The sequence below is a fragment of the Spirosoma sp. genome (assembly GCF_026391055.1).
Lineage (GTDB): Bacteria > Bacteroidota > Bacteroidia > Cytophagales > Spirosomataceae > Spirosoma.
This window is the reverse complement of the sequence record NZ_JAPLET010000022.1, coordinates 113,182-137,113: the sequence shown is the minus strand read 5'-3', so window position 1 is coordinate 137,113 and position 23,932 is coordinate 113,182. Positions and strand designations below refer to the sequence as shown.

23 protein-coding genes and 2 pseudogenes are annotated in these 23,932 nt (G+C 51.7%); 20 read left to right on the top strand and 5 right to left on the bottom strand.

Annotated features, from left to right (window positions below):
- Window positions 1–44: 44 nt before the first annotated feature.
- The 3 genes from NT073_RS15755 (at window position 45) to NT073_RS15745 (ending at window position 3,543) form a co-directional block, all read left to right on the top strand.
- Entirely contained in the window at window positions 45–1,172 is a 1,128-nt protein-coding gene (locus tag NT073_RS15755; RefSeq protein ID WP_297375276.1) for an alpha/beta hydrolase, read from the top strand.
- 106 nt (window positions 1,173–1,278) lie between these two features.
- Window positions 1,279–2,148, top strand: coding sequence for an amidohydrolase family protein (locus NT073_RS15750; protein ID WP_297375274.1), 870 nt, complete (start codon window positions 1,279–1,281; stop codon window positions 2,146–2,148).
- Window positions 2,149–2,244: 96 nt separating this feature from the next.
- Entirely contained in the window at window positions 2,245–3,543 is a 1,299-nt protein-coding gene (locus tag NT073_RS15745) for an MFS transporter (RefSeq protein WP_297375272.1), read from the top strand.
- On the opposite strand, the pseudogene NT073_RS33395 reads toward NT073_RS15745, so the two are convergent.
- A pseudogene (locus NT073_RS33395) lies at window positions 3,477–3,938 on the bottom strand (type II toxin-antitoxin system VapC family toxin). The gene NT073_RS15745 and the pseudogene NT073_RS33395 overlap by 67 nt on opposite strands.
- Window positions 3,925–4,104 carry a hypothetical protein gene (locus NT073_RS15740; RefSeq protein ID WP_297375270.1) on the bottom strand — a complete coding sequence of 60 codons (180 nt, stop codon included), beginning with the start codon at window positions 4,102–4,104 and terminating at the stop codon, window positions 3,925–3,927. Before NT073_RS15740 ends, NT073_RS33395 begins: the two are co-directional and overlap by 14 nt.
- A gap of 59 nt (window positions 4,105–4,163) precedes the next feature.
- Between NT073_RS15740 and NT073_RS15735 the strand changes: the two genes are divergently transcribed.
- The 3 genes from NT073_RS15735 (at window position 4,164) to madM (ending at window position 6,871) form a co-directional block, all read left to right on the top strand.
- Window positions 4,164–5,648, top strand: a complete 1,485-nt coding sequence (locus NT073_RS15735; RefSeq protein WP_297375268.1) for an acyl-CoA synthetase — start codon at window positions 4,164–4,166, stop codon at window positions 5,646–5,648.
- Between the two features lie 94 nt (window positions 5,649–5,742).
- Window positions 5,743–6,138, top strand: a complete 396-nt coding sequence (gene madL, locus NT073_RS15730) for a malonate transporter subunit MadL (RefSeq protein ID WP_297375266.1) — start codon at window positions 5,743–5,745, stop codon at window positions 6,136–6,138.
- A complete protein-coding gene (gene madM / locus NT073_RS15725) occupies window positions 6,113–6,871 on the top strand; it encodes a malonate transporter subunit MadM (RefSeq protein WP_297375264.1) in 759 nt (252 codons plus the stop codon). The genes madL and madM overlap by 26 nt, the downstream gene beginning before the upstream one ends.
- 496 nt (window positions 6,872–7,367) lie before the next feature.
- Here the strand turns inward: madM and NT073_RS15720 are convergent, their stop codons facing one another.
- On the bottom strand, window positions 7,368–7,547 hold the full coding sequence (locus tag NT073_RS15720) for a hypothetical protein (protein WP_297375262.1): 180 nt from the start codon (window positions 7,545–7,547) through the stop codon (window positions 7,368–7,370).
- Here NT073_RS15720 and NT073_RS15715 point away from each other — a divergent pair, their 5' ends adjacent.
- Both NT073_RS15715 and NT073_RS15710 read left to right on the top strand, forming a co-directional pair.
- Window positions 7,548–7,748: an FAD-dependent monooxygenase gene (locus tag NT073_RS15715; protein WP_297375260.1), complete on the top strand. Its 201-nt coding sequence runs from the start codon at window positions 7,548–7,550 to the stop codon at window positions 7,746–7,748.
- A 283-nt stretch (window positions 7,749–8,031) separates the two neighbouring features.
- The gene (locus tag NT073_RS15710) at window positions 8,032–8,274 is read left to right on the top strand and encodes a hypothetical protein (protein WP_297375258.1); all 243 of its coding nucleotides are present in this window, start codon (window positions 8,032–8,034) and stop codon (window positions 8,272–8,274) included.
- A 27-nt stretch (window positions 8,275–8,301) separates the two neighbouring features.
- On the opposite strand, the gene NT073_RS15705 is transcribed toward NT073_RS15710, so the two are convergent.
- Complete coding sequence (locus NT073_RS15705; RefSeq protein ID WP_297375255.1) at window positions 8,302–8,439, bottom strand: hypothetical protein; 138 nt, start codon at window positions 8,437–8,439, stop codon at window positions 8,302–8,304.
- 114 nt (window positions 8,440–8,553) lie between these two features.
- Window positions 8,554–9,435, bottom strand: coding sequence for a helix-turn-helix domain-containing protein (locus NT073_RS15700; protein ID WP_297375253.1), 882 nt, complete (start codon window positions 9,433–9,435; stop codon window positions 8,554–8,556).
- A gap of 143 nt (window positions 9,436–9,578) precedes the next feature.
- Between NT073_RS15700 and pcaH the strand changes: the two genes are divergently transcribed.
- The 12 genes and pseudogenes from pcaH to NT073_RS15645 all read left to right on the top strand — a co-directional run bounded on the left by pcaH (window position 9,579) and on the right by NT073_RS15645 (window position 23,913).
- Window positions 9,579–10,286 (top strand): protocatechuate 3,4-dioxygenase subunit beta, encoded by a 708-nt coding sequence (gene pcaH, locus NT073_RS15695; RefSeq protein ID WP_297375251.1) that lies wholly within the window; start codon window positions 9,579–9,581, stop codon window positions 10,284–10,286.
- Window positions 10,287–10,297: 11 nt separating this feature from the next.
- On the top strand, window positions 10,298–10,819 hold the full coding sequence (locus NT073_RS15690) for a protocatechuate 3,4-dioxygenase subunit alpha (protein WP_297375249.1): 522 nt from the start codon (window positions 10,298–10,300) through the stop codon (window positions 10,817–10,819).
- Between the two features lie 15 nt (window positions 10,820–10,834).
- Window positions 10,835–12,151 carry a 3-carboxy-cis,cis-muconate cycloisomerase gene (pcaB, locus tag NT073_RS15685; protein WP_297375247.1) on the top strand — a complete coding sequence of 439 codons (1,317 nt, stop codon included), beginning with the start codon at window positions 10,835–10,837 and terminating at the stop codon, window positions 12,149–12,151.
- A gap of 57 nt (window positions 12,152–12,208) precedes the next feature.
- Window positions 12,209–12,949, top strand: a pseudogene (gene pcaD, locus NT073_RS15680) (3-oxoadipate enol-lactonase); the annotation flags it as partial.
- A gap of 3 nt (window positions 12,950–12,952) precedes the next feature.
- Window positions 12,953–13,330 (top strand): 4-carboxymuconolactone decarboxylase, encoded by a 378-nt coding sequence (gene pcaC, locus NT073_RS33390; RefSeq protein WP_366107564.1) that lies wholly within the window; start codon window positions 12,953–12,955, stop codon window positions 13,328–13,330.
- Window positions 13,327–14,544 carry a 4-hydroxybenzoate 3-monooxygenase gene (locus tag NT073_RS15675; protein ID WP_297375243.1) on the top strand — a complete coding sequence of 406 codons (1,218 nt, stop codon included), beginning with the start codon at window positions 13,327–13,329 and terminating at the stop codon, window positions 14,542–14,544. The genes pcaC and NT073_RS15675 overlap by 4 nt, the downstream gene beginning before the upstream one ends.
- On the top strand, window positions 14,541–15,908 hold the full coding sequence (locus NT073_RS15670; RefSeq protein WP_297375241.1) for a 3-oxoacid CoA-transferase: 1,368 nt from the start codon (window positions 14,541–14,543) through the stop codon (window positions 15,906–15,908). Before NT073_RS15675 ends, NT073_RS15670 begins: the two co-directional genes overlap by 4 nt.
- Before the next feature lie 74 nt (window positions 15,909–15,982).
- Entirely contained in the window at window positions 15,983–17,191 is a 1,209-nt protein-coding gene (gene pcaF / locus NT073_RS15665; RefSeq protein WP_297375239.1) for a 3-oxoadipyl-CoA thiolase, read from the top strand.
- Between the two features lie 29 nt (window positions 17,192–17,220).
- Window positions 17,221–18,174, top strand: coding sequence for an alpha/beta hydrolase (locus tag NT073_RS15660; protein WP_297375237.1), 954 nt, complete (start codon window positions 17,221–17,223; stop codon window positions 18,172–18,174).
- A 65-nt stretch (window positions 18,175–18,239) separates the two neighbouring features.
- Complete coding sequence (locus tag NT073_RS15655) at window positions 18,240–19,127, top strand: alpha/beta hydrolase family protein (RefSeq protein ID WP_297375235.1); 888 nt, start codon at window positions 18,240–18,242, stop codon at window positions 19,125–19,127.
- A 96-nt stretch (window positions 19,128–19,223) separates the two neighbouring features.
- Window positions 19,224–20,777: a carboxylesterase family protein gene (locus NT073_RS15650; RefSeq protein WP_297375233.1), complete on the top strand. Its 1,554-nt coding sequence runs from the start codon at window positions 19,224–19,226 to the stop codon at window positions 20,775–20,777.
- 181 nt (window positions 20,778–20,958) lie between these two features.
- A complete protein-coding gene (locus NT073_RS15645) occupies window positions 20,959–23,913 on the top strand; it encodes a DUF2723 domain-containing protein (RefSeq protein ID WP_297375231.1) in 2,955 nt (984 codons plus the stop codon).
- The last annotated feature ends 19 nt before the right edge of the window (window positions 23,914–23,932 follow it).

Genomic DNA, 23,932 nt, shown 5'->3' with positions numbered 1-23,932 from the left:
CCAATCGAGCGAAAAGTTACCTCATGTTTAAAATAGATTAACGGATGAAACGCTGTCTTTACCTGCTACTAACCCTAAGCTTCATAACCCATACCTTTGCCCAGAGCCCGGTTGCTAAAGTTGATTCAGGTAGCCTGAAAGGTGCCAGGTACATCATCCTCTATCCACCCAACTGGAAAGGCAAGCTGGTGATGTTTGCGCATGGCTATGAGTTCATGGGGTCGAAACCGCACCAGAGTCAAAACCTTGGCTTCGCTAACGCGATGAAGCCGTTTCTGGAACGGGGTTTCGCTGTGGCGGCATCCGATTATCAGTATCAGGGCTTTGTAATGCCACAAGCCGTTGATGATACCGAAGAGCTACGGAAGTTTTTCACAAAAACCGTTGGTAAGCCGGATACAACCTATATGGTTGGGCAGTCGATGGGTGGGGGTGTTGCCCTGGCGACTATCGAAAACTTCGGTGCTGCCTATAATGGAAGTCTGGCTCTTTGCGCATTTTCCAGCCGCCCCTACCTGCAATGCCGAAAAGAGTATGATATGTACGCAACCTTCAACGGATTGTTTCCGGGGGTAGTTACTTCCCTCTCAACAATTTTTGATCTGAAACAACCCTATCAGCCGCAACCCCGGCAGGCAATGGTGGCGCAGGCAACGGCAATTAAAAAAGCGATTTTGGCCAAAGACTCGGTGTTGGCGTATGCCTTTGCCAAACGGTTTGATCTGAAATTTGAGGACCTGCCCTTCTCTTTGTTTTTCAATGAGAACGTCCTGCGCGACATTGCCCAGAAAGCAAAAGGGAACCCGTTCGACAATATAAACACGGTTTATACGGGTTTCCCGAATGATCTGGTCGTTAATCAAAAGGCAGAACGGTTACCCGCCACCGTTGACCCAAACGTGATTTTTGGAAAATACGACCGAACCGGTAAAATTGATAAGCCTGTTGTGTTGTTACACACCATCTACGATCAGCTCATCCCACCTACCTATGGTGTCGTGAATTTCGAGAATATGGTCCATCAACAGGGGAAAGATCAGTATTTTACGGTCAACTACACCAACGGGCAGGGCCATTGCAATTTTACACCTCAGCAAACGGGAAAAACATTCGACGCCCTTCGAAACTGGGTGAAAACGGGTGCCAAACCAACGGCCGGATTTGTAAATTAAACCTATAGCACCGACCGTTGATGCGTCAAACCGTCGATGCGTCGAACCGTCCCGCTCGGGAACAAAAAGACTTGTTTACAACCGACCGTCCCGGTCGGCACTACGTATGATTGATCTCGATAAAGTTATTGCCATCGATATGCACACCCATGCGGAAGCCTCCTGCTGGCATCCGCACGATGATTTCCGGCCCGAGCTGGATGAGGCTTTTACCCGGTATTTCAAGTCGGACCACCGCCCCACCATCCAGGAAACGGCCGATTATTACCGGGAGCGGAAAATGGCATTTGTGATGTTTACCGTCGATTCGGAGTTCAACGTGGGCAAACGACGGATTCCGAATGAGGAAGTGGCCGAAGGGGCGCAGAAAAACGCCGATGTGATGATCGCCTTTGCCAGCATTGACCCGCATAAAGGACGCATGGGCGCCCGAGAAGCCCGAAATTTGATCGAGAACTTCGGCGTTAAAGGCTTTAAGTTTCACCCGACGGTGCAGGGCTTCTACCCCAACGACCGCATGGCCTATCACCTCTACGAGGTTATTGCAGAATATAAACTGCCGATGCTGTTCCATTCGGGACATTCGGGTTTCGGCTCTGGCGTTCGCGGGGGCGGGGGAATGCGGCTTGAATACTCCAACCCCATTCACCTCGACGATGTCGCCATTGACTTCCCCGATAACCCCATCATCATTGCTCACCCAAGTTGGCCGTGGCAGGATGAAGCGTTGTCGGTAGCGATGCACAAACCCAATATTTACATTGATCTCAGCGGCTGGTCGCCGAAGTATTTTCCGAAGCAACTAGTGCAGTATGCCAACACCATGTTAAAAGACCGGGTGTTGTTCGGCACCGACTTCCCGCTCATCACGCCCGACCGCTGGCTGAAGGATTTTGAAGACGCAGGCTTCAAGGAAGAGGTGAAACCGCTCATTCTAAAAGAGAATGCCATTAAGATGCTGGGCTTGAGAAAGTAAAAAGGAATTGGTTTCTTCTTCGTCTCTACGTGTAGCGCGGTTCTATAGAACCGCGCTACGAAATAATACCCCCCTTAACCTTACCTTGAAGAGAAAATGGAAGTAAGTGCCAAAACCCTGATTGACCAGCGACCAATTTCGCAGCTACAATACGCCACTATTATCATCTGCTTTCTGATGAACATGCTCGATGGCATGGACGTCCTGGTGATCTCATATGCCGCTCCGGCTATTGCCAAAAACTGGGGCATAGGACCAGAAGCGATGGGCGTCGTTTTCAGCTCCGGACTGTTTGGCATGACGTTCGGGGCGCTTTTTCTGGCCCCCTATGCCGACCTTATTGGCCGTAAAACCATGATTCTCATTAGTGCCGCCATTATGGGTATCAGTATTTACCTGACGTCTTTTTCAACCGGAATCCTTCCCTTAATCGTGTTTCGATTTATCAGCGGGCTAGGAATCGGGAGCATGCTGGCGAGCACTGCCGCACTGGCGGCCGAATATACGCCCAACAAGAGCCGCGACTTCTGGGTTAGCTTTGTCATTTCGGGTTATCCGGTTGGGGCCGTGCTATCGGGACTGGTAGCGGCCAGGATTATTCCGATTTCGGGCTGGCAAACCATGTTCCAGATTGCAGGCGTAACTACCTTTCTGGCTCTGCCGTTGATTCAGTTTTCCCTGACTGAGTCACTTGATTTCTATCTAAAATCGCACCCGGCTCGGGCGCTCGACAAAGCAAATAACATTCTGGGTAAAATGGGGCATTCGCTCATTGACGCCCTGCCGCATAAACCCGCGAAAGGCAACGGTATTCCTATTAAATCGCTGCTCGATAACGAATACAAAATACCGACCATTCAGTTATGGACGGCTTTATTCCTTTCGTTTGCGACCCTCTATTTCCTGACAAGCTGGATTCCTAAACTGGCGACCAATGCCGGTCTTCCCATCGAGCTGGCTATTTACGCCGGTACGATCTTTAACGTAGGGGCATTTTTCGGCATCACGGCCCAGGGCTATCTTTCCAGTCGTTTTGGTCTTAAGAGAACGATTGGCTTGTTTCTCATCATGACCGGCGTTGTCATGGCGGCTTTCCAGCTTTTTATGGGATCATCTACGCTGCTGCTTGTCTTTGCCCTGCTTGGCTTCGGTATTCAGGGTGGCTTTGTTGGGCTCTACGCCGTAGCGGCTCGTATGTACCCGACCGAATTTAGAACGACGGGCGTAGGCTGGTCGATTGGCATTGGCCGACTGGGCGGCATTATTGGTCCGGCGGTGGGTGGCGTATTGATCGGAATGGGCTTGTCGATGGTGACGAACTTCCTGATCTACGCCGTCCCGACAATTTTTGCAGGTATTATGACGATGTACATTTCGTCGAAGAAGATAAGCTGAGGAAGAGTAACAAGGTCTTCACAGTTCAAGTAGGCTTCGTCAAGATCGTCAATCCTGACGAAGACAGAAGCGAGTGTTACTAGTGGAATACCCAAAAAGATGGCCTTAGCCGCAATCACCGCGTCGGGTAGTTTGATACGGTGGCGCTTGCGAATCTTTATAATCTGCGCTTTAATAGCAGAAATTAACTCAACTAAACGGCAATTTTCGTCATCAAGAAAGAATTAGATTTGTAACTCACTTTCTTTATCGAGTTGCGAAAAGCTCAACAATTCGATCTCAGTGATAGCAGATACATAGAGAATCTCATCAGATATAGCCTTTACCTTTTCGTTCCCATTGAAGTAGTATATCAGCGCATTTGTGTCGATTAGAATTGACCTATTCCCATTCATCTCTTACTTTCTTTTGATAAGTAAGTCCATCCACGGGGAATTTAATCTTTCCTGTATACTTCGTAGCGTCGAAACCTTTACGGGCCAATTTAGGCTGGTTGGCAATTGTTTTCAACGCATCGTCGACGGCCGAAGCAGGGGCATCTTTGGGAATACGAATAACCATAGGTTGCTGTGTTTTAACAAATATGACGAACTTGTTACGTTTTTGATTCTGAACATTCTATGCAACTTGTACAAAACGCTACGAAAAACGTTGACTTAACCGCCATTGTATCTGATGGCAAATCCTATACCTACCAGCAACTACTCGATTCATCCAGCGCCTTTGCTTCCCTTTTGCTAAACGACACGGCCGATCTTAACGAAGCCCGTGTCGCCTTCATGGTTGCGCCGGGTTTCGACTATGTGCGGGTGCAGTGGGGCATCTGGCGGGCTGGTGGCATTGCCGTACCACTGGCCTTATCGTATCCACTACCTTCTCTGCGGTATGTCATCGAAGATACGGGTGCCCGGATCATAGTGGCCGACCAAACCTTTGGGCCGCAGTTGGCTCCTCTGGCAGAAGAAAAAGGCTGTCAATTGATTATTCTAGGCAATGAAGGTAACCCTATTCATACCAATTCACTGCCTGAGTTGACACCCGACCGCCGGGCCATGATTTTGTATACGAGTGGTACCACCAATCTGCCCAAAGGGGTTGTGACAACCCACGCCAACCTCGAAGCGCAGATTTCGACGCTCGTACATGTCTGGCAATGGTCGTCGAGCGATCACATTTTGTGCGTGTTGCCACTCCACCACGTGCATGGCATCATCAACGTGATTTGCTGTGCGCTCTGGTCGGGTGCCACCGTTGAGTTCATGCCTAACTTCTCGGCCGAAGGCGTTTTTAACACGTTTCAGCAAGGAGGTATCAATGTCTTTATGGCCGTACCGACCATCTATTTCAAACTGATTTCCTATTGGGAAAGTCTGCCGGATGTGCAACGGCAAACGATCACCAAAACCCTGTCTAAATTCAGGCTCATGGTGTCAGGTTCGGCGGCTTTACCGGTGTCGGTGATGGAAAAGTGGAAAACCGTGAGCGGCCACACCCTGCTCGAACGGTACGGCATGACCGAAATTGGGATGGGTATCAGCAATCCGTACGACGGCGAACGACGGGTGGGCTATATTGGCAAACCCCTGCCGGGTGTTGGGGTTCGGCTGGTAGATGAGAATAACGTCGAAGTAGCCGATGGACAGCCGGGCGAAATTCAGATAAAAGGCGCTACCGTTTTTCTGGAATACTGGAACCGTCCCGAAGCCACCCAAAAAGCCTTTACCAAAGATGGCTGGTTCCGAACAGGCGATATAGCGGTGGTCGAAGATGGGTACTACCGCATGCTGGGCCGCGACTCCATCGACATAATCAAATCGGGCGGCTACAAGATTTCGGCCCTTGAAATTGAAGAAGTACTGCGGACACACTCAGCCGTCAGCGATTGTAGTGTTGTGGGTGTTCCCAACGAAGAGTGGGGAGAATTGGTGGCGGCTGTGCTTATCCTGAACGATAAAACGGTGTTGCCGGAACACATCAGTAGCTGGCTTCGCGAACGGATGCCTGCCTACAAAGTGCCCCGGCAGTACCGCGTAGCGGATGACCTGCCTCGTAACGCGATGGGGAAAGTCACCAAGAATGACCTCAAGCCGTTATTCAATGGATAGTGTAAAATGGATAATGTATAGCAGGCCGCTAATTATTCATTGCCCATTTTACATTATCCATCATTCATTTTACATTAAAAAAACTTGTACATAAATGATTATCTACGGAGTGGCCATTCTGGCCTTTTGCTACGTAACCGGACAATTGATTGGCGAACTGCTCGGTCGGCTAATCGGCGTCGATGCCAATGTGGGCGGGGTCGGCTTCGCCATGTTGCTTCTGATCTTCCTGAATGACTGGTTTACAAAAAAAGGATTTTCTGACAAACTCACCGACCGGGGCATCGAGTTCTGGAGTCAGATGTATATCCCGATCGTGGTGGCCATGTCGGCAATCCAAAACGTTAAAGTGGCCGTTTCCAGCGGTTCCCTGGCACTCGTAGCCGGTATCGTTCCAGTGTTGATTTGCTTGTCTGTAATTCCGCTTCTTTCCAAGTTTGCCAAATCTCAACCCGTCGACCAACATGGACATTATAACCCGGTTTCTTGAAAAAAATGGGTTGGTCGTCGCCTTTCTGGCTGTGGGATTTATGATGTATACATCGGCTATTATTTCCAACAAGCTGACCAATAAAAAAATACCAGCTTCGGCCATTGCGATTATCATGGGGCTGGTGCTGGCGTACGCGGGGGGCGTTTATTCGGGAGGTGAAAAAGGCATTGCCGACGTAAAAGTCTTTTCGGGTTTCGGTCTGATGGGTGGGGCCATGTTCCGCGACTTCGCCATCGTTTCGACCGGCATGGGTGCCAGCTTTCTCGTTATGAAGCGTACAGGCTGGATTGGGGCTCTGTCGTTGTTTTTAGGTATTGTGCTTTCCTTTAGCGGAGGGGTTGTCGTGGCCCTTTTCTGGGGTTATACCGACGCCATTAGCCTGACAACCATTGGAGCGGGTGCCTGCACGTATATTGTTGGGCCGGTAACGGGGGCGGCTATCGGGGCCAGTTCCGATGTGATCGCGCTCAGTATTGCCGCCGGTGTTGTCAAGGCTGTTTTCGTGACCATCGGGACGCCTTTTATGGCCCGGTTTATCGGGCTCAATAATCCACAAACGGCCATGGTTTACGGTGGACTCATGGGAACGACCAGCGGTGTATCGGCGGGTCTGGCCGCTACTGACCCCAGGCTGGTGCCTTACGGTGCACTGACGGCTACCTTCTATACCGGACTGGGTTGCCTGGCGTGTCCGTCGGTGCTGTATTTGCTAATGCGGGTGATAGTCTAAACGGGTTAAATGAGATTTAATGAAGGTTTGTAAATAGGCTTACTTAGGCTCTACCCGTCAATCCATGGAAAAGCCATCAGGAATCCACCCCGTCCCCATACTCGCCCCACCTGATCTCGATAAACATCATTTCGACCCGGATCATTGTCTTGGCGTAGTTAAGGTATATCCATACACTCGCCAAGCATCCATACACTCGCCAGGCAAAGGTTTACCAGGGCCTAAAAACAATACCTCCCCCCTCATGAAAGCGTTTATTATAGAAAACGCGATCAAGTCAACTGTCGCGAACAAGATCATCGGCGCGGTAATACCTTCGTTGGTTTTGCTATCGGACTCAGCTGTACAGGTAAAAAGATCGACGCCCAACCTCCGCGGGGCATTTCGCAGCTCGTCCTCGATGGACCAGGGCAGGGTGGTTCGCTAAGGACTCCTGACAGATCAGGGTATCGTTGAGCTGGCCAACGCCAGTAACGGACAATTACTGGTCGATATACTAACGCTTATCGACTAGCATGAACGCTGTGCCCCAATCCTGAATGGGCTGCTGGATGCGCGGCCGGATTATGAACTGGCTGAGGTAACACTCCTGGCTCCGCTGCCCAACCCGTGCTATTTCCGGAATTATGGGGCCTTTGAACAGCACATGCTCAATGCGGGAAAAACGGTCGGCCATGTGGTAGCGCCGGTCTGGTACGAGGTGGGCGGTAGAATTGCCGGTTTATCGCTCGCTATCAGCCTGAGCCAACGCGGCATTGAGGCCGAGATTGTTGAACTCAAAGAAGTATGGACCGTTTATGGGGTGGGCATCATTATCCAGAGCAACGAGATCCGGGCTATGCATCAGTTGGGTATCCTCGATAAGTTTCCGGATTAGGCGTACCCCTTCGAAAACGCAATTGTTTATCTGCCCAACGGTCATAAAAATGTATACCCAAGTGCGCAGCTAGCTGGTCCTGAATACCCCCAACTGCGGTATTGCCCGAATTGCGCTGCATAAAGTGCTGGTGTCGACCGTGCTGGAGGCTGGTGCTCTTGTATGGTACGTTTTCCAAAGTGCGTTCGCTGGTATTTGCCAATATCAAGCCTCAGTTTACGGGTCAGACTGTCTGCCTGTATAACTTCAAGCGGCAGGTCTTTGCCCGCTCTCCGATGAGCTGATGTACGTTACCTCGTTTGAGCTGGATAGACCCCGTTACGAGGAAAGCGAACTGGCTGAACAGATGCGTATTCGGCTGGGCGGCTTCACGAGCCCGGTGGCCGATCTGAAAGAGCAGATCACCGATGGGGCGGGCGTCGTTTACCGCCCGATGCAGGTTGTGTTTGTTCCCGACAAGTGGTTCAAGGGGCGTGTGATCCTTATTGGCGATGCTGTCCACTCGACCACGCCCCATATGGGGTAGGTAGGTGACGCCCAGCACAAGAGCCATCTACTTTTTGGTCAGGCCACCCAAAACAGCAACATCATCGACACGACTGTGGGGTAGCTTCTGGCGAGCCTGCACAATTATATCCACAGTAGAAAATCCCCAGCCCAGGCCGGACGACTTAACAAATGGCGTTACCATAAATAGTCTGAAATTTTTAATGAAAATTACTGAAGTGTTTCAAAATAGATTTCGGGATGGCATATCTTCTTCTCAGACAGGACACAAGCAGCTATTGAGCAAAAAGAGATTGTGCTATAGCTTCCCCATCTTCCGAAACTGACCGGGCGAAAGCCCGGTTTGTTTTTTGAAGAGCCTCGAAAAATAGGCGGGGTCTTTAAAACTCAGTACATACGATATTTCGGACAATGAATAGGTTGTGTTGAGCAGGTACTTCTTCGCTTCGTTGGTCAGGTTGTCGTGGACGATTTGCAGGGCCGACTTCTTGACGACCGACTGGCAGATTCGGTTGAGGTGAACGGCGGTTATATTCAGCGCATAGGCATACTCCTGTATCGTTTTCAACTCATGGATCGACTGCCGGATAAGCTTCTGAAACGCGTTGAAATACTGAAGCGTACGGTTTGTTGACTGAGAATCTTCAATACCAGATTCCTGCCGCATCCGGTACAAGCTGATTAATAACAGTTGAAGCAACGAATGAAGCTGTGCCTTCTTCTCCACTTTGTCAGTATTTACCTCCCGGATTAGCTGATTCTTAATCCATTGCAGCGTATCGAACTCGTCGGCAAGTCCCTCAAACGGATACTGGCTCAATTGATTGATCTCCAGAAAAAGCTGAGGCATCGCTTTTGCAAAAATATCCAGCGACTGCTCGGATATGGTAAATACCTCTCCAGCCATGTTCGATTGAAAGGCAAATCCATGTAGCGTATTAGTCGGAATCAGCAGCACGCAGGGGGGCGTAAGCGTGATTCGACGCAGTTCCGACACAAGCACCCCGTCGCCCGAGGTAAAAAAGAATAGCTGGATTAAATCGGTATGCAGGTGTTCGTCGATGTCCCAGTCGTAGAGCTGACTCCGGACTTCCAGTAATTCATGATGAATGAATCCGTCCGTAAATGGATGGCGGTTATCGCCATATAGGCCTTCAAAATTGCGGAGACGAATTGACATGTATGTTTAAAATAGCTAAATAACAGCCTTAAATTGCAATAGATGTTTGATTTGTACAAGTCATATTTTTATTAATCCAAGATAATTTAGCATCGTGCAGATAGCTTTGTCGAACGAATTCCTTAACCCGTTTTACGTTCGGTATGAGCGAACTTATCTATAATCATTTCGACCGGGAGGTACACCCGCCTTACTTATCTCCCGAGTACAAATCAACAGTGCTACGAGCACCGTCAAAACCGTTGGTTGTTATTAAACAGTCGCTTTCGGAGCTAACTGGCCCTGTTTTCGGGGAAACCCATGTCGGTCCGCTTGACCATGATCTGACAAGAAATTCCGTTCGAAACGGTGAACCCCTGGGCGAACGGATCATTGTGCATGGTAAGGTCATGGACGAAAACGGGCGTCCCATACCACACACGCTGATCGAGATCTGGCAGGCAAATTCGGCGGGCCGGTATGTGCACAAAGTAGACCAGCACGACGCTCCAATCGACCCTAATTTTCTGGGAACGGGCCGTGTACTAACCGATGCCGACGGGCACTACCGGTTTTACACCATAAAGCCGGGGGCCTATCCGTGGGGTAACCATTACAACGCCTGGCGGCCCAACCACATTCACTTTTCGCTGTTCGGGCCGAACATCACGACGCGCCTTGTTACCCAGATGTACTTCCCCGGCGACCCGCTGCTGGAGTATGATCCGGTCTTTCTGGGCGTTCCCCCTAAAGGCCGACAGTTGTTGATTTCTCAATTCGACCTGAGCGTTACGGAACCCCATTTCGCCTTGGGCTATCGGTTCGATTTTGTACTGAGAGGGACTAACTCAACGCCATTCGAAACGGCTTAACTATCGACTCCATGCCACTACAAACACCCTCACAAACCGTTGGGCCTTATTTTGCGTACGGACTGACGCCGGAGCAATACGGGTATTATTTCAAAAGCCTGATCGGCAATCAGCTTGTAAATCCACTCGACGAGCCGAACGCCATTACAATTACCGGCAACGTATTCGATGGCGTGGGCGTCATAATTCCCGATGCCCTGATTGAGCTTTGGGACGCACAAAATAAACACTTCGGCCGATTCGGGACGGGTACTGACTCTCAGAACCGTTTCGTTTTTCATACGCTCAAACCCGGTTCTGTAGACGGACAGGCACCTCATCTGTCGGTCATCGTTTTCATGCGTGGCCAACCGATTCACTCTTACACCCGGCTGTACTTCTCCGATGAAGCAGCCGCCAATGAATCGGACCCGGTCTTGAATCTGGTCCCCGCCGAACGACGCCAAACGCTCATTGCAAAAAAAACGTCGGCTGGCTATCTGTTCGATATTTATATGCAGGGTGAGCAGGAAACCGTATTTTTCGAGGTCTAATCCGTCGCCTTCACTATGAGCCTGTATTCCAGCCTGTTTTATAGTTCTGATGTACAATCATTATTGTCCGAAGAGACGACTGTGGCCAACATGCTTCGGTTTGAAGCAGCATTGGCTACAGCACAAGCCAGAAACGGGCTGATACCAACGGTTTCGGCCGAGGTGATTGCGGCTTGCTGTGTCGTTGATTCGCTGGATTTCGAACGGCTCAAAAAAGATATTGCGCTGAGCGTAAATGCCGCTATACCATTGGTGAAGCAACTCACCGAAATTGTCAGAAATCGGGATGAGACCACGGCTGGGTATGTGCACCTGGGCGCAACTAGCCAGGATGTTGTCGATACAGCTACCGTGTTGACGATCAAAACCGTGCTCGATTGGCTGGATGACAAACTTTCGGCGCTGGCAGACCGGCTTATGACCCTAACTAAAGAGCACCGCCAAACCGTTATGATTGGCCGGACGCTGTTGCAACAGGCAAAGCCCATCACCTTCGGCCTGAAAACGGCCTCGTGGCTAGATGGTCTCAGCCGTAGTCAACAACGGCTGGCAGCTTGTCGGCAGCGGGTGCTAGTGCTGCAACTGGCGGGGGCGGTGGGCAGCCGCAATGCGTCGATTCCAGATGCAGTACATCAGGAGGTCGCGAGTTTATTAGGGCTGGAGCCTTCCGTTTCCTGGCACACGCAGCGGGATAACATAGCCGAACTGGCCGCTGTGCTGGGTATTCTCTCGGGTAGTCTGGCCAAGATCGCCAACGATGTAATGTTGCTGATGCAGACCGAGATTGCCGAAGTGCTGGAAGGAAAAGCGGCTGGCAAGGGTGGTTCCAGTACGATGCCGCACAAACGCAACCCGGTCACCACTACGGCCATTCTGGCTAACGCCAACCGAATCCCGAATCTTGTCGCAACATTATTGTCGGCTATGCCGCAGGAACACGAACGCTCGGCAGGACGCTGGCATTCGGAGTGGGACGTGCTAACCGACATTATGCAACTTACGGCCGGGTCCATTGAACGCTCATTGGAGTTGCTCGATAATCTAGACGTGGATGCCGACCGGATGCGTCAAAATCTCGAACTGACCAACGGCTTAATTTATGCTGAAACGGTTTCGCTGGCGCTGGCCCCTAAACTGGGCAAAGCCAACGCCCATGAACTGGTCGAAAAAGCCTGTGCGGTGGCAGTATCGGAACGTAAACGCCTTAAAGACGTGCTTCGGGAACAAGCCGTTGATGTGCCTGATCTGGACAAGCTTTTCAAGCCGGAACATTCGCTGGGGCAGGCGCTGGAGATTATTGACTTGATTTTAAAAAAGCATAATAAACTCTAAAGAGCTTCAGGTTACTGAAATTACTCTTTCGCTCATTCATTCTTTCGCTCTTTGCTTATGCCCATCAACTATACACTGCAAGGTACACCCAACAGCCCGGTGCTGATTCTTTCCAACTCGCTGGGAGCTGAGATGATGATGTGGGACGAACTGATTCCTTATCTACTACCTTACTTTCAGGTGCTTCAGTACGATACGCGCGGGCATGGCGGTAGCGAGACCACAAAAGGCCCCTACACCATCGACCTGTTAGGGCAGGATGTAATTGACCTGATGGACAGTCTAAACATCGAACAGGCGTGTTTCTGTGGCCTATCGATGGGTGGGCTAACGGGGCAGTGGCTGGGTATCAACTACCCCGACCGCTTCAAAAAACTGGTGCTCAGTAATACCGGTGCTAAAATTGGCAACGACGAACGCTGGAATGGCCGCATCGCCACCATCGCTGAGCACGGTATGCAGGCCATTGCTGACGATACGATGGAACGCTGGTTTACCGAAAGCTTCCGAACGAATAATCCGGAGCGAGTGGCAGCTACTAAAGCCATGTTTTTGCGTTCGCCGGTTGTTGGCTATTCAGCCTGTTGCGCAGCTATTCGGGATGCGGATTTTCGAAACAACCTGAGCCAGTTATTAGTGAAAACGCTGGTTATAACGGGCGATGAAGACCCGGTAACGAACGTAGAACAGGCTGAATTCTTGCGGGACAACATCCCCAATGCCCAACTGGCTATTCTGCCCGCCCGGCATCTGGCCAGTACCGAACTGCCGCAGTCATACGTGCAGGTACTGATCAATTTCCTGGTCGGCGAATCGACCTTTGATAGAGGCATGCATGTTCGGCGGTCGGTGCTGGGCGACGCGCATGTAGATAAAGCCAATAGCCAGATAACCGACTTAACTGCCGACTTTCAGCAGTTCATCACCAACTACGCCTGGGGTGAAATCTGGACGCGGCCGGGGCTTTCCAAACACAACCGCAGCCTGATCACACTGGCCATGCTCATTGCGCTCAACCGCAAAGCCGAATTTCAGATGCATGTCCGGGCCGCGTTGAACAACGGCGTAAGTGCGGCCGAAATCAAAGAAGTTATCATGCAGTCGGCCCTGTATTGCGGACTGCCAGCCGCCAATGAAGCGTTTCACGCAACCAGCGAAATACTGAATCAACAGCCATGACCCATCATACACAAGTAGGCATCATCGGGGCCGGTCCCGCCGGATTATTGCTGGCCCAACTGCTACACCAACAGGGCATTCGCTCGGTTTTGCTCGAAAACCGGCCACGAGAACGCGTCGAAAGCCGGCAGCGGGCGGGCTTGCTCGAACAAAACACCGTCGATCGGCTACGGCAAGCTGGGGCCACCGCCCGGCTGGATCAGCAGGGGCTCGTGCATGAGGGCGTTATTCTAAGTTACAATGGGCAGCGGCACCGCATTGATCTGTCCGGATTGACTGGCGGTTCACGCGTGACCATCTACGCGCAGACCGAAGTCGTAAAAGATTTGATTCAACTGCGAATAGATACCGGAGAGCCGATCTTATTTGAAGCCGAAGCTACGCGCATTGAGGGGCTGGACAGCAGTACACCCTTGATTCACTATGTTCACAACGGTGAAAATCATACCCTGGCCTGCGATTTTGTGGCAGGTTGCGATGGGTTTCACGGAATTTCCCGAAAGACAATGCCAGAATCGCTGACCACCGTTTATGACAAGATTTATCCCTATTGCTGGCTGGGTATTCTGGCAAAAGTCCCGCCCTCGACGCATGAGCTGATCTATGCCTATCACGACCGGGGGTTTGCCCTGCACAGCATGCGCTCGCCCGAAATTTCCCGGCTTTATGTGCAGTGCGATGTAACAGATACGTTGGACGACTGGCCCGATGAGCGCATCTGGAGAGAACTCCAACTCCGGCTCGGCACAACCGGCTGGACGTTGCACGAAGGCCCGATTCTGGAAAAGACCATCACACCCATGCGGAGCTTCGTGAGTGAACCCATGCAATACGGACGGTTGTTTCTGGCGGGCGACTCAGCGCATATTGTGCCGCCAACGGGTGCCAAAGGGCTAAATATGGCCGTAGCCGATACGGGTCAATTGTTCGATGCATTGATGTTCTGGTACCAGTACGGCAGCTCGTCCGAACTGGCTGATTATACCGCCTGCTGTATGCGTCGGGTTTGGCGAGTGCAGGAATTTTCCAACTTCATGACCGAACTGCTGCATCATAATCCAGACAAGTCGCTGTTCGACGCTCACTTGCAGGCATCCCGTTTCAATCAACTCATTACCAGCCCGGCGGCCTCAGCCGTTGTCGCTGAAAATTACGTAGGGCTGGCTGCGAAAAAAGCCGGAGAGGCCAAATCATCTGTATCCACTTACGCATGAAAAAAGTACCTATTTTAGACATTCATACGGCCGCTGCTCTCGTTAAAGAAGGCGACACGCTCTTGCAGGGCGGATTTGGTATGACTGGCAACCCTGTTCACCTGATGCACGCGCTGGCTGAAATCGGCACAAAAAACTTGACCTTCGTAGGCAACAACACTGGCGAAACAGGTTTGGGCGGGGGGCGTCTGCTACGAAATGGCCAGCTCAAAAAACTGATCGGCTCCTTTTTTACGTCGAATCCCGATGCCGTCAAAGCAGCCCAAAACGGCATGGTCGATTACGAATTGTTGCCACAGGGAACCCTGGCTGAAGCCATCCGAGCGGGTGGTGCGGGTATCGGCGGTTTTTACACGCCAACCTCCGCCGGAACACCACTGGCTATTGGCCGCGAAACAAAAGTCATCGATGGGGTCGAGCAGGTGTTTATCAAGAGTATTCGGGGCAACGTCGCGTTTATTCGGGCGTGGCGGGCCGATACGGCCGGGAATCTGCAATACCGAATGACGGAGAATAACTTCAACAAAGCGATGGCCACGGCCGCCGATCTGGTCATTGCCGAAGTGGAGGAGATTGTGCCAGTGGGTGATATTGAGCCGGAGTTCGTGCATACGCCCGGCTGCTTTGTCGATTATCTGGTACAGGCCACCCTCACGCTGGAAGACCTCGGCAGTTCGGCATCGGTGTCGTCGTCCAAGAAAGTAGACGAGTCCCGTATGAACATAGCGCGTCGGGCTTTGGTCGAACTAAAACAAGGCGACGTTGTCAATCTGGGCATCGGCATTCCCACGCTCGTCGCCGATCTGATCACGGAAGAACAGGGGATTATCCTGCATACCGAAAACGGGATGCTGGGCGTAGGTCCGGTTCCGGCAGATGGCGGTGGAGCCATGGATTATCCTGTCAATGCGGGCAAGATTCCGGTAACAGCCCTGAAAGGCAGCAGCTATTTCGACAGTGCCGATTCATTTGCCATGATTCGGGGCGGCCACATCGATGTGGCAATCATGGGAGGTCTCGAAGCTGACGAATCAGCCAACCTGGCGAATTGGGCCGTTCCCGGCAAACCGCTGCTAGGAGTGGGTGGCGCGATGGACCTGGCCAAAGGAGCCAAGCGGCTGATCATCACCATGACCCATACCAACCCTGATGGCTCCCCCAAGATCGTACCACAATGCACCTTGCCGCTAACCGCTACCGGTGTGGTCGATATGGTCATTACTGATCTGGCCGTGTTTGGCTATCCCAATGGTAAACTAACCCTGCTCGAACTCATGCCAGGCGCCACGCTGGAAGAGGTACAGGCTAAAACAAGCGCAAAATTTTTAATGAGCGAAATCGGACCGCCGAAGCGGAATGAATGAGTTAAAAGCCAACCGCTCTTTCACTCATTCATTCCGCTTCAGCGGTCCGATTTCATTCGTTCGCTCTTTCACACATGTCAGATTCATTCATCATCGACGCTATCCGCACACCCATAGGGAGTTTTGGGGGTAGCCTGTCGCCCATACGTGCCGACGATCTGGCGGCTTTACCGATCAAAGAACTCCTTACCCGTAACCCGAATATACCCGCCGATGCCATCGACGATGTGATACTCGGTTGCCACAATCAGGCGGGGGAAGACAACCGAAATGTTGCCCGGATGGCGCTGCTGCTGGCCGGACTGCCATATACAGTACCCGGCGAGACGGTGAACCGGCTTTGCTCATCGGGGATGTCGGCGGTTATTCATGCCAATCGGGCTATCAAAGCCGGGGATGGCGACGTATTTATTGCGGGTGGCATGGAGCACATGACCCGCGGCCCCTGGGTTATTTCTAAAACGTCGAAACCTTTTGGTAATGACGCCCAGATGTTCGACTCCAGCTTTGGGTGGCGGTTCGTAAATCCCAAAATGCACGCCCTTTACGGAACAGACGCCATGGGCGTAACGGCCGAAAACCTGGTTGATTTTTACAGCATCAGCCGGGAGGACCAGGATTTATTCGCCTATAACTCCCAGCAAAAAGCCGCTCAGGCGCAGCAGTCGAGCCGACTAGCCGAGGAGATCATGAGTGTTGAAATTCCGACGAAGAAAGGCCACTCCACGCTTTTCAGCACTGACGAATTTGTAAAACCGCAGACTTCTCTCGATGTGCTGGCAAAGCTAAAACCGGCTTTCAAAAAAGAGGGAGGCACCGTTACCGCAGGCAATTCCGCCGGACTGAATGATGGAGCTGCGGCCATGTTCATTGCCTCCGACGAAGCCGTAAAACGTTACAACCTGACGCCCAAAGCCCGGATCGTGGCATCAGCGGTGGTTGGCGTAGAGCCACGTATTATGGGAATTGGCCCTGTTCCCGCCACCCAAAAGGTACTGCAAAAAGCGGGCCTCACGTTGGCTGACATCGACGTGATTGAGCTGAACGAAGCCTTTGCGGCTCAGTCGCTGGCCTGTATTCGGGCACTGGGACTGGCTGACAATGACCCACGAATCAACCCCAATGGCGGAGCTATTGCGTTGGGGCATCCGCTGGGCATGTCGGGAACGCGACTGGTGCAAACGGCCACGCTGGAGTTGGCGAAGCAGAATAAACGCTATGCACTGGCTACCATGTGCGTCGGCGTAGGCATGGGCTATGCCGTGGTGATCGAACGCGTCTAAGCTACTCACCTCCTCGATAATTGACTAACATGAAACGAGCTTTAACCGCAGTACTTATCTTCTTATCAATTAACACAATGGCGCAAAATCAGGAAGTAAATGTTGAGATACTTGCGATTGAGTCGTCCAGATACTGGCTGGACCTTGACTATGTCGGTGATGGCCTGATTGGGCACAAACTGGACATCCATTTACCGAAAACGGGCAAGGCTCCGTTTCCGGTTGTTATTTGTATTTACGGGAGCGCCTGGCGGGCCAATTCCTGGAAAGCCAATACGTTCAATGAGGGGGGAATCGGCCAGAAACTACTGGGGAAAGGATTTGCCGTCGTCAGCATTAACTACCGGTCGAGTGCCGATGCCCAGTTCCCGGCTCAGATTCAGGACGTGAAAGCCGCCATTCGGTTCGTTCGGGCCAATGCACCGAAACTTGGGCTGGATGGTTCGTTCATCAGTGTTACCGGCTGGTCGTCGGGCGGGCACCTGGCCGCTATGGCGGGTACAACCAATGGTATCAAAAAAAAGACTATAAACGGTCTCGATGTAGATATTGAAGGGGCTTTAGGCAAATTCACCCAGGCCGACAGCCATGTCGATGCCGTTGTCGACTGGTTCGGACCTACGGATTTTTTAATCATGGATGCCTGTGGCAGTACGATGCCCCATAACGATGCCAAATCGCCGGAGTCGATACTCGTTGGTGGGCCTATTCAGGAAAACAAAGACAAGGTTGCGCTGGCTAACCCCATCAGTTATGTCCGGAAAGGCAACCCGCCGTTCCTGATTTTCCATGGCGACAAAGACCCGCTGGTTCCCCACTGCCAGAGCGAAAAGCTGTACGAGAAACAACAGACAACGGGAGTAGAAAGTAAACTTGTCATTGTGCCCGGTGGCGGGCACGGACCAGGGGTTATGATTGACACTTATTACAATCAGGCACTGGCCTTTCTGGCTAATCAACTGGAAGCAAGTAAAAAGAAGTAGAACCGGACTTCACCATACAAACAAATAGTCATTCATTTGACAGCGTTTTATTTCCTCTTTAAACTATGCAATTACCCAAAACAATCAGTACCGTCAAGGTATTTGTTCTGGCCTGTCTACTATCGTTTCCTTCGCTGGCAGCTCGCGTCGATACGCTCGATGTACCAAGTACCAGCATGAACCGAACGCTGCGGGCGGCCGTCATTTTACCAGATCGTTACCGGAAAGCGAAACAACCTTTCCCAGTGCTCTATCTGCTCCACGGTGGCTCGGGCAACTTTCGGGATTGGCTGACTAAAACCCCGGATAAAACGCTGTTGCACCGACTGGCCGATCAGTACAATATTATCATCGTGACGCCCGATGGCGATCCAACCAGTTACTATTTCGACAGTCCAATCGTTAAAACCAGTCAGTTCGAGACCTTCATTTCGAAGGAATTAATTGACAAAATCGACAACTCTTATCGAACCGTCCGGGAGAAAAAAGGGCGCATAATTGCGGGACTATCGATGGGAGGACATGGGGCTATGTATATCTCTAGCCGACACCCGGAGTTATACGCTGCCGCCGGAAGCATGAGCGGGGTGATGAACATCAACACTGCCACCTGGAAAGTCCCCGCTGATTTCGCCAAATCCCGCGCCGAGAATTTTGCTAAGTTACTCGGCCCAGCCAAAGAGGGCGACGCCCCCTACCCCGGCTTCACGATGGTGACGCTGACCGATCAGCTTAAAGCCAACAACCTGCCTTTGATTTTCGACATTGGCGTCGATGATTTTCTTATTGAAGGCAATCGGGAAATCCACCGCCTGCTGATGGTTAACAAAACACCGCACGATTACACCGAGCGGCCCGGTGCCCACACGTGGGAGTACTGGGAGAACGCCTTACCTTACCAGATGCTGTTTTTCAACAAGATACTGACCGCCAATCAGGTGACTATCCGTTAATTTACTGCCTTGTGAACTAAGTTTGCTCGTAGTGAACCAGACCGCATGGCTCCGGCCACCCAGCCTACTGTCCTGTACACAATCCCCTTTAACCTCATGACAACAAAATCATTAGCCTTTATCACTTCCTGCGGTATTCTGTTTGGGCTCCTATCGTTCATGAGTATTAGCCACGAGTTTGACACCGTTACCGTTGCAGGTGGCCAGATTTCCGGTACGGTGAACACAACCGGCGATGTACGTATTTTCAAAGGAATTCCTTTTGCCGCCCCACCCGTTGGCGACCGTCGCTGGAAAGCTCCACAACCCGTTATTCCGTGGTCGGGCGTTCGCAAATGTGATGCTTTCGGGTCGAGTCCGGTTCAGGGCAGTCCTAATCCGTTTGGCCCGTGGAGTGCCGAGTTCCTGATTCCTAAAGAACCTATCAGCGAAGATTGTCTGTATCTAAATGTATGGACGGGCGCTAAATCGGCCACCGAGAAAAAACCCGTTCTGGTGTGGATTTATGGTGGTGGCTTCAATAGTGGTGGTGCCGGAGTTCCTATTTACGACGGAGAAGCAACGGCGAAGAAAGGGGTAATCTTCGTCAGTATCAACTACCGCGTGGGTCCATTCGGGTTCTTCTCTCACCCGGAGTTAACCAAAGAATCGGGGCGAAATGCATCCGGAAATTATGGCCTGATGGATCAGATCGCGGCTTTGCAGTGGGTAAAGCAGAATATCGCCCGGTTTGGTGGCGACCCTGCCAACGTAACCATCGCCGGTCAGTCGGCCGGGTCCATGAGTGTAAACGCACTGGTCGCGTCTCCGTTAGCAAAAAATCTCTTTACGAAGGCGATTGCCGAAAGTGGTGCTAACTTTTCCCGCCCGACAACAACGCTCAGTCAGGCCGAAGAAGCCGGTATGAAGATGGCCCAGTCGATGGGGGCTTCATCGCTGGCCGAGTTAAGGGCAAAACCAGCCGACGAAATCCTAAAGAAAGGACAGGGGCGCGGGCTGGTTATCGATGGATACGTACTCCCCCAGCCCATTGCCGCTATTTTTGCTGCCGGGCAACAGAACGACGTTCAGTTGCTAACCGGCTGGAATGAAGATGAAGGCATGGCATTTGGGCCTCCAAAGAATGCGGATGCCTATCGGAAGCAATTAAATGAGCAGTACGGTGCAAACACCGAAACTTTTCTCAGGTTTTATCCGGCCGGGACCGATACCGAAGCCGCATCCTCGCAGGTGAAGGTATCCAGAGATATGGCATTTGGTACTCAGAATTACAAATGGGCGATGCTCCAGAGTCAGCAGGGAAGAACGGCCTACGTTTATCGCTTTGCCCGTAAAGTGCCCGCCACGGGTGAGTATGCCCGATACGGCGCGTTCCATACGGGTGAGGTAGCCTATGCGTATGACAACCTTAAATTTATCGACCAGACGCTCCGCCCGCTGGAGCCGGCCGATGCGCAACTGGCCAAAGAAATGTCGGCCTATTGGGTGAATTTCATCAAAAGGGGTAATCCCAACGGCAAAGGACTTCCTGACTGGCCTGTTTATTCGACCACGAACAAGCAGATTATGGTCTTCGATACGAAGACAGGTAGCGGGCAACTACCCGATGGCCCCGCGCTGGATTTTCTACTAACGACCATGAGCAAATGATAGCCGGACTTCCCCCTACGCCCGCCTGTTTTTCTTGATTTTCACTCGTTCACCTGTCAGAAAACACTAGCATCAAGTAGCCTTAACAAACTTTAACAGCCCGTCCTGACCCGGTCGGGCTGCTTTTTTGCGTATTTTTGGCGACTACTTACACAAAAGCTGTTCGTTAATCTTCATTTATATGCAATCATTTAAACGCCTGAACACCCTAACGGGCTGGCTCGTTTTCGCCGTCGCGCTCTTTACCTATGCGATGACCGTCGAACGCACCGCCAGTTTCTGGGACTGTGGCGAGTTCATTGCGTGTTCGTTTAAACTTCAGGTACCCCACCCGCCCGGTGCTCCATTTTTCCTTTTGCTGGGACGACTTTTTTCTATGATGTCGTTCGGCGATTTGACCAGCGTAGCCTATTGGGTCAACATGGCGTCGGTACTGGCCAGTGCCTTTACCATTGCGTTCCTGTTCTGGACCATCACCATGCTGGCCCAGAAACTCCTCGGTAAAGCGGAACGTGATTATACCACCGCTGATACGCTGCTGGTTATTGGTACCGGTGCCGTTGGTGCCCTGGCCTACACCTTTTCCGACACCTTCTGGTTTTCGGCGGTTGAGGCCGAAGTATACGGCATGTCGTCATTTTTCACCGCCATCGTAGTTTGGGCAGCTTTCAAATGGGAGCGCATCGAAGATGAAGCCGCTGCTAATCGCTGGCTTATCTTTATCGCTTACCTGACGGGGCTATCCATTGGGGTCCACTTACTGAACCTCGTAACCCTGCCCGCACTGGCACTCATCTATTACTTCAAAAAATACCCCAAGCCAACCTTCTGGGGGGGTGCAACGGCATTTGGTATCGGTCTGGTTATTCTGGGCATCATTAACTCCGGTATTATTCCGGGGTTGCCCGGTATGGCTTTTGCCTTTGAGCGGTTCTTCGTGAACACCCTTGGTTTGCCGTTTACGTCGGGTGCTATTGTCTTTACGGTCGTCTTCCTGGGTGCCATCGTGTACGGCATCATCTGGTCGGCCCGGCAAAAGCGGGTTATCCTGAATACCTCCCTGCTGGCACTGGCATTCGTGCTGATCGGTTATGCGTCGTATATGCAGGTGCTGGTACGGGCCGACTTTAACCCGCCCATCAACGAAAACGACCCCAGCGATGAGCTGAACTTCCTGTCGTATCTGCGTCGGGAGCAGTACGGAAGTCGGTCGCTGCTGTACGGGCCGGTCTTCACGGCCCGCCCCATCGACCAGAAGCAGGGTGCCGCCATGTGGAAAAAACAAGGCAACAAATACGTGGTATTCGACCATCAGCCGGAGTACGTCTATGCGCCCGGCGACGAAATGCTGTTTCCCCGCGTGTATAGCAGTCAGCAAAATCACCCGGCCCTCTACCGGCAGATGCTTGGTCTGGCAGAAGGTCAGAAACCGACAATGGGCGATAACCTGAAGTTTTTGTTCAACTATCAGTTAGGACACATGTGGTGGCGCTACCTGATGTGGAACTTTGCCGGACGTGAGAGCGACGAAGAAGGTGCAGGTTACCTCCTCCCCTGGTCGACGGATCAGAATGCGCCGGATTTATTGAAGACTAATAAAGCCCGCGACAATTTCTACATGTTGCCGTTCATCCTGGGTCTGTTTGGTATTACGTTCCAGTATTTCCGCCGTCGACGCGACTTCCTGATTGTCGGGCTTCTGTTTCTGTTCACCGGCATTGCCCTGCAAGTCTTCCTGAACTCGCCCCCATCGGAACCCCGCGAGCGTGATTACATCTACGTGGGTTCGTTCTACTTCTTCGCCATCTGGCTCGGGCTGGGCGTCATGTCGATTGCCGAAGGACTACGCAACGTCTTGAAATCGGACGTAGCCCGCAATGGTCTTGTTGCCGGTATTGCCTTACTGGTGCCGGTTATGATGGGTGCCAAAAGCTGGGACAACCACAACCGCGACAAGCGTTACCAATCAGTCGATTTTGCAAAAAACCTACTGAACTCCTGTGCCCCCAATGCGGTGCTCTTTACCGGTGGCGATAACGACACCTTCCCCCTTTGGTACGTACAGGAAGTAGAAGGGTTCCGGCGCGATGTGCGGGTGTGTAACCTGAGTTTGCTGGGTACGGAATGGTACATTCAGCAAATGAAGCGGAAGACCTACGAATCGGAAGCGTTGCCCATATCCCTCGAATTCGATAATTTCAACAAAGGCAAAAACGACATTGTGCCGTTCTACGAAGTGCCGGGCGTGAAAAACGGGATCGACCTCAAGCAATACATTAACCTGATCAAGACGAGCAGTCCGGCGGTTCAGGTACCACTCACCAATGGCGACATGACGAGCATTTTGCCTTCGTCTGTGCTGTTCCTGCCCATCGACAGAGCTGCGGTCGACAAAGCCAATTTTGTACCCGCTGCGCTTCGCCCGCTGATGAAGGATACGCTGCAATGGACCATCGGAAAGAAGGACCTGTACAAGCCTGACCTGATCATGCTCGACATGATCGCGACCAACAACTGGAAACGGCCCATCTACTTCTCCAGCACGCTGGCAAGTGACAATTACCTGAGCCTGAAAAACTACATGCAGTTGGAAGGTTACGCGTATCGGCTCATGCCAGTGGCCGTACCGGGCGCAACGGATGGTTATGTCAACTCCGACATCATGTATACCAACATGACGAAGAAAACCTTCTGGCGTGAGTTCAACAACCCGGATGTATACTATGACGAAACCTACAAAGGTCCGCCGGTGATTTCAGCCCGTATTGCGTTTTTCCGTCTGGCCGATCAGTTCATCCGCGAAGGTCGGAAAGACAAAGCTCTCGAGGTGCTTAATTACTCCCTCAAGGTTATTCCGGACAAGGCGATTCCGTACGACCAGATTTCGTCGAACTACGTGCGCTTCCTGTTTGAAGTAGGCGACAACAAAAAGGCCCTCGAAATCGCCGAAGTAATGGCTACCCGCGCCGATCAGGACCTGACCTACGCCAAAAGCGGCAACGGACGATTTGGTAGCCCCGATTCGGACTTATACATTCTGCAAACGATTGTCGAAGCCTGTAAGGAAGCCAAGCAAACAGCAGCGGCCAATAAATACGAAGCGATTTTCCAGAAGCATATCAACGCATTTGGTTGAATAAACCCGATTAATCAAA

Coding starts and splice junctions, on each gene's coding strand:
- madL (WP_297375266.1), top strand. CDS start 5,743: ATGATTATCTACGGAGTGGCCATTCTGGCCTTTTGCTACGTAACCGGA.
- NT073_RS15650 (WP_297375233.1), top strand. CDS start 19,224: ATGACAACAAAATCATTAGCCTTTATCACTTCCTGCGGTATTCTGTTT.
- madM (WP_297375264.1), top strand. CDS start 6,113: ATGGACATTATAACCCGGTTTCTTGAAAAAAATGGGTTGGTCGTCGCC.
- NT073_RS15655 (WP_297375235.1), top strand. CDS start 18,240: ATGCAATTACCCAAAACAATCAGTACCGTCAAGGTATTTGTTCTGGCC.
- NT073_RS15735 (WP_297375268.1), top strand. CDS start 4,164: ATGCAACTTGTACAAAACGCTACGAAAAACGTTGACTTAACCGCCATT.
- pcaF (WP_297375239.1), top strand. CDS start 15,983: ATGTCAGATTCATTCATCATCGACGCTATCCGCACACCCATAGGGAGT.
- NT073_RS15645 (WP_297375231.1), top strand. CDS start 20,959: ATGCAATCATTTAAACGCCTGAACACCCTAACGGGCTGGCTCGTTTTC.
- NT073_RS15750 (WP_297375274.1), top strand. CDS start 1,279: ATGATTGATCTCGATAAAGTTATTGCCATCGATATGCACACCCATGCG.
- NT073_RS15660 (WP_297375237.1), top strand. CDS start 17,221: ATGAAACGAGCTTTAACCGCAGTACTTATCTTCTTATCAATTAACACA.
- NT073_RS15740 (WP_297375270.1), bottom strand. CDS start 4,104: ATGGTTATTCGTATTCCCAAAGATGCCCCTGCTTCGGCCGTCGACGAT.
- NT073_RS15675 (WP_297375243.1), top strand. CDS start 13,327: ATGACCCATCATACACAAGTAGGCATCATCGGGGCCGGTCCCGCCGGA.
- pcaB (WP_297375247.1), top strand. CDS start 10,835: ATGAGCCTGTATTCCAGCCTGTTTTATAGTTCTGATGTACAATCATTA.
- NT073_RS15670 (WP_297375241.1), top strand. CDS start 14,541: ATGAAAAAAGTACCTATTTTAGACATTCATACGGCCGCTGCTCTCGTT.
- NT073_RS15690 (WP_297375249.1), top strand. CDS start 10,298: ATGCCACTACAAACACCCTCACAAACCGTTGGGCCTTATTTTGCGTAC.
- NT073_RS15745 (WP_297375272.1), top strand. CDS start 2,245: ATGGAAGTAAGTGCCAAAACCCTGATTGACCAGCGACCAATTTCGCAG.
- NT073_RS15720 (WP_297375262.1), bottom strand. CDS start 7,547: ATGGCCGACCGTTTTTCCCGCATTGAGCATGTGCTGTTCAAAGGCCCC.
- NT073_RS15705 (WP_297375255.1), bottom strand. CDS start 8,439: ATGGTAACGCCATTTGTTAAGTCGTCCGGCCTGGGCTGGGGATTTTCT.
- pcaH (WP_297375251.1), top strand. CDS start 9,579: ATGAGCGAACTTATCTATAATCATTTCGACCGGGAGGTACACCCGCCT.
- NT073_RS15710 (WP_297375258.1), top strand. CDS start 8,032: ATGTACGTTACCTCGTTTGAGCTGGATAGACCCCGTTACGAGGAAAGC.
- NT073_RS15700 (WP_297375253.1), bottom strand. CDS start 9,435: ATGTCAATTCGTCTCCGCAATTTTGAAGGCCTATATGGCGATAACCGC.
- NT073_RS15755 (WP_297375276.1), top strand. CDS start 45: ATGAAACGCTGTCTTTACCTGCTACTAACCCTAAGCTTCATAACCCAT.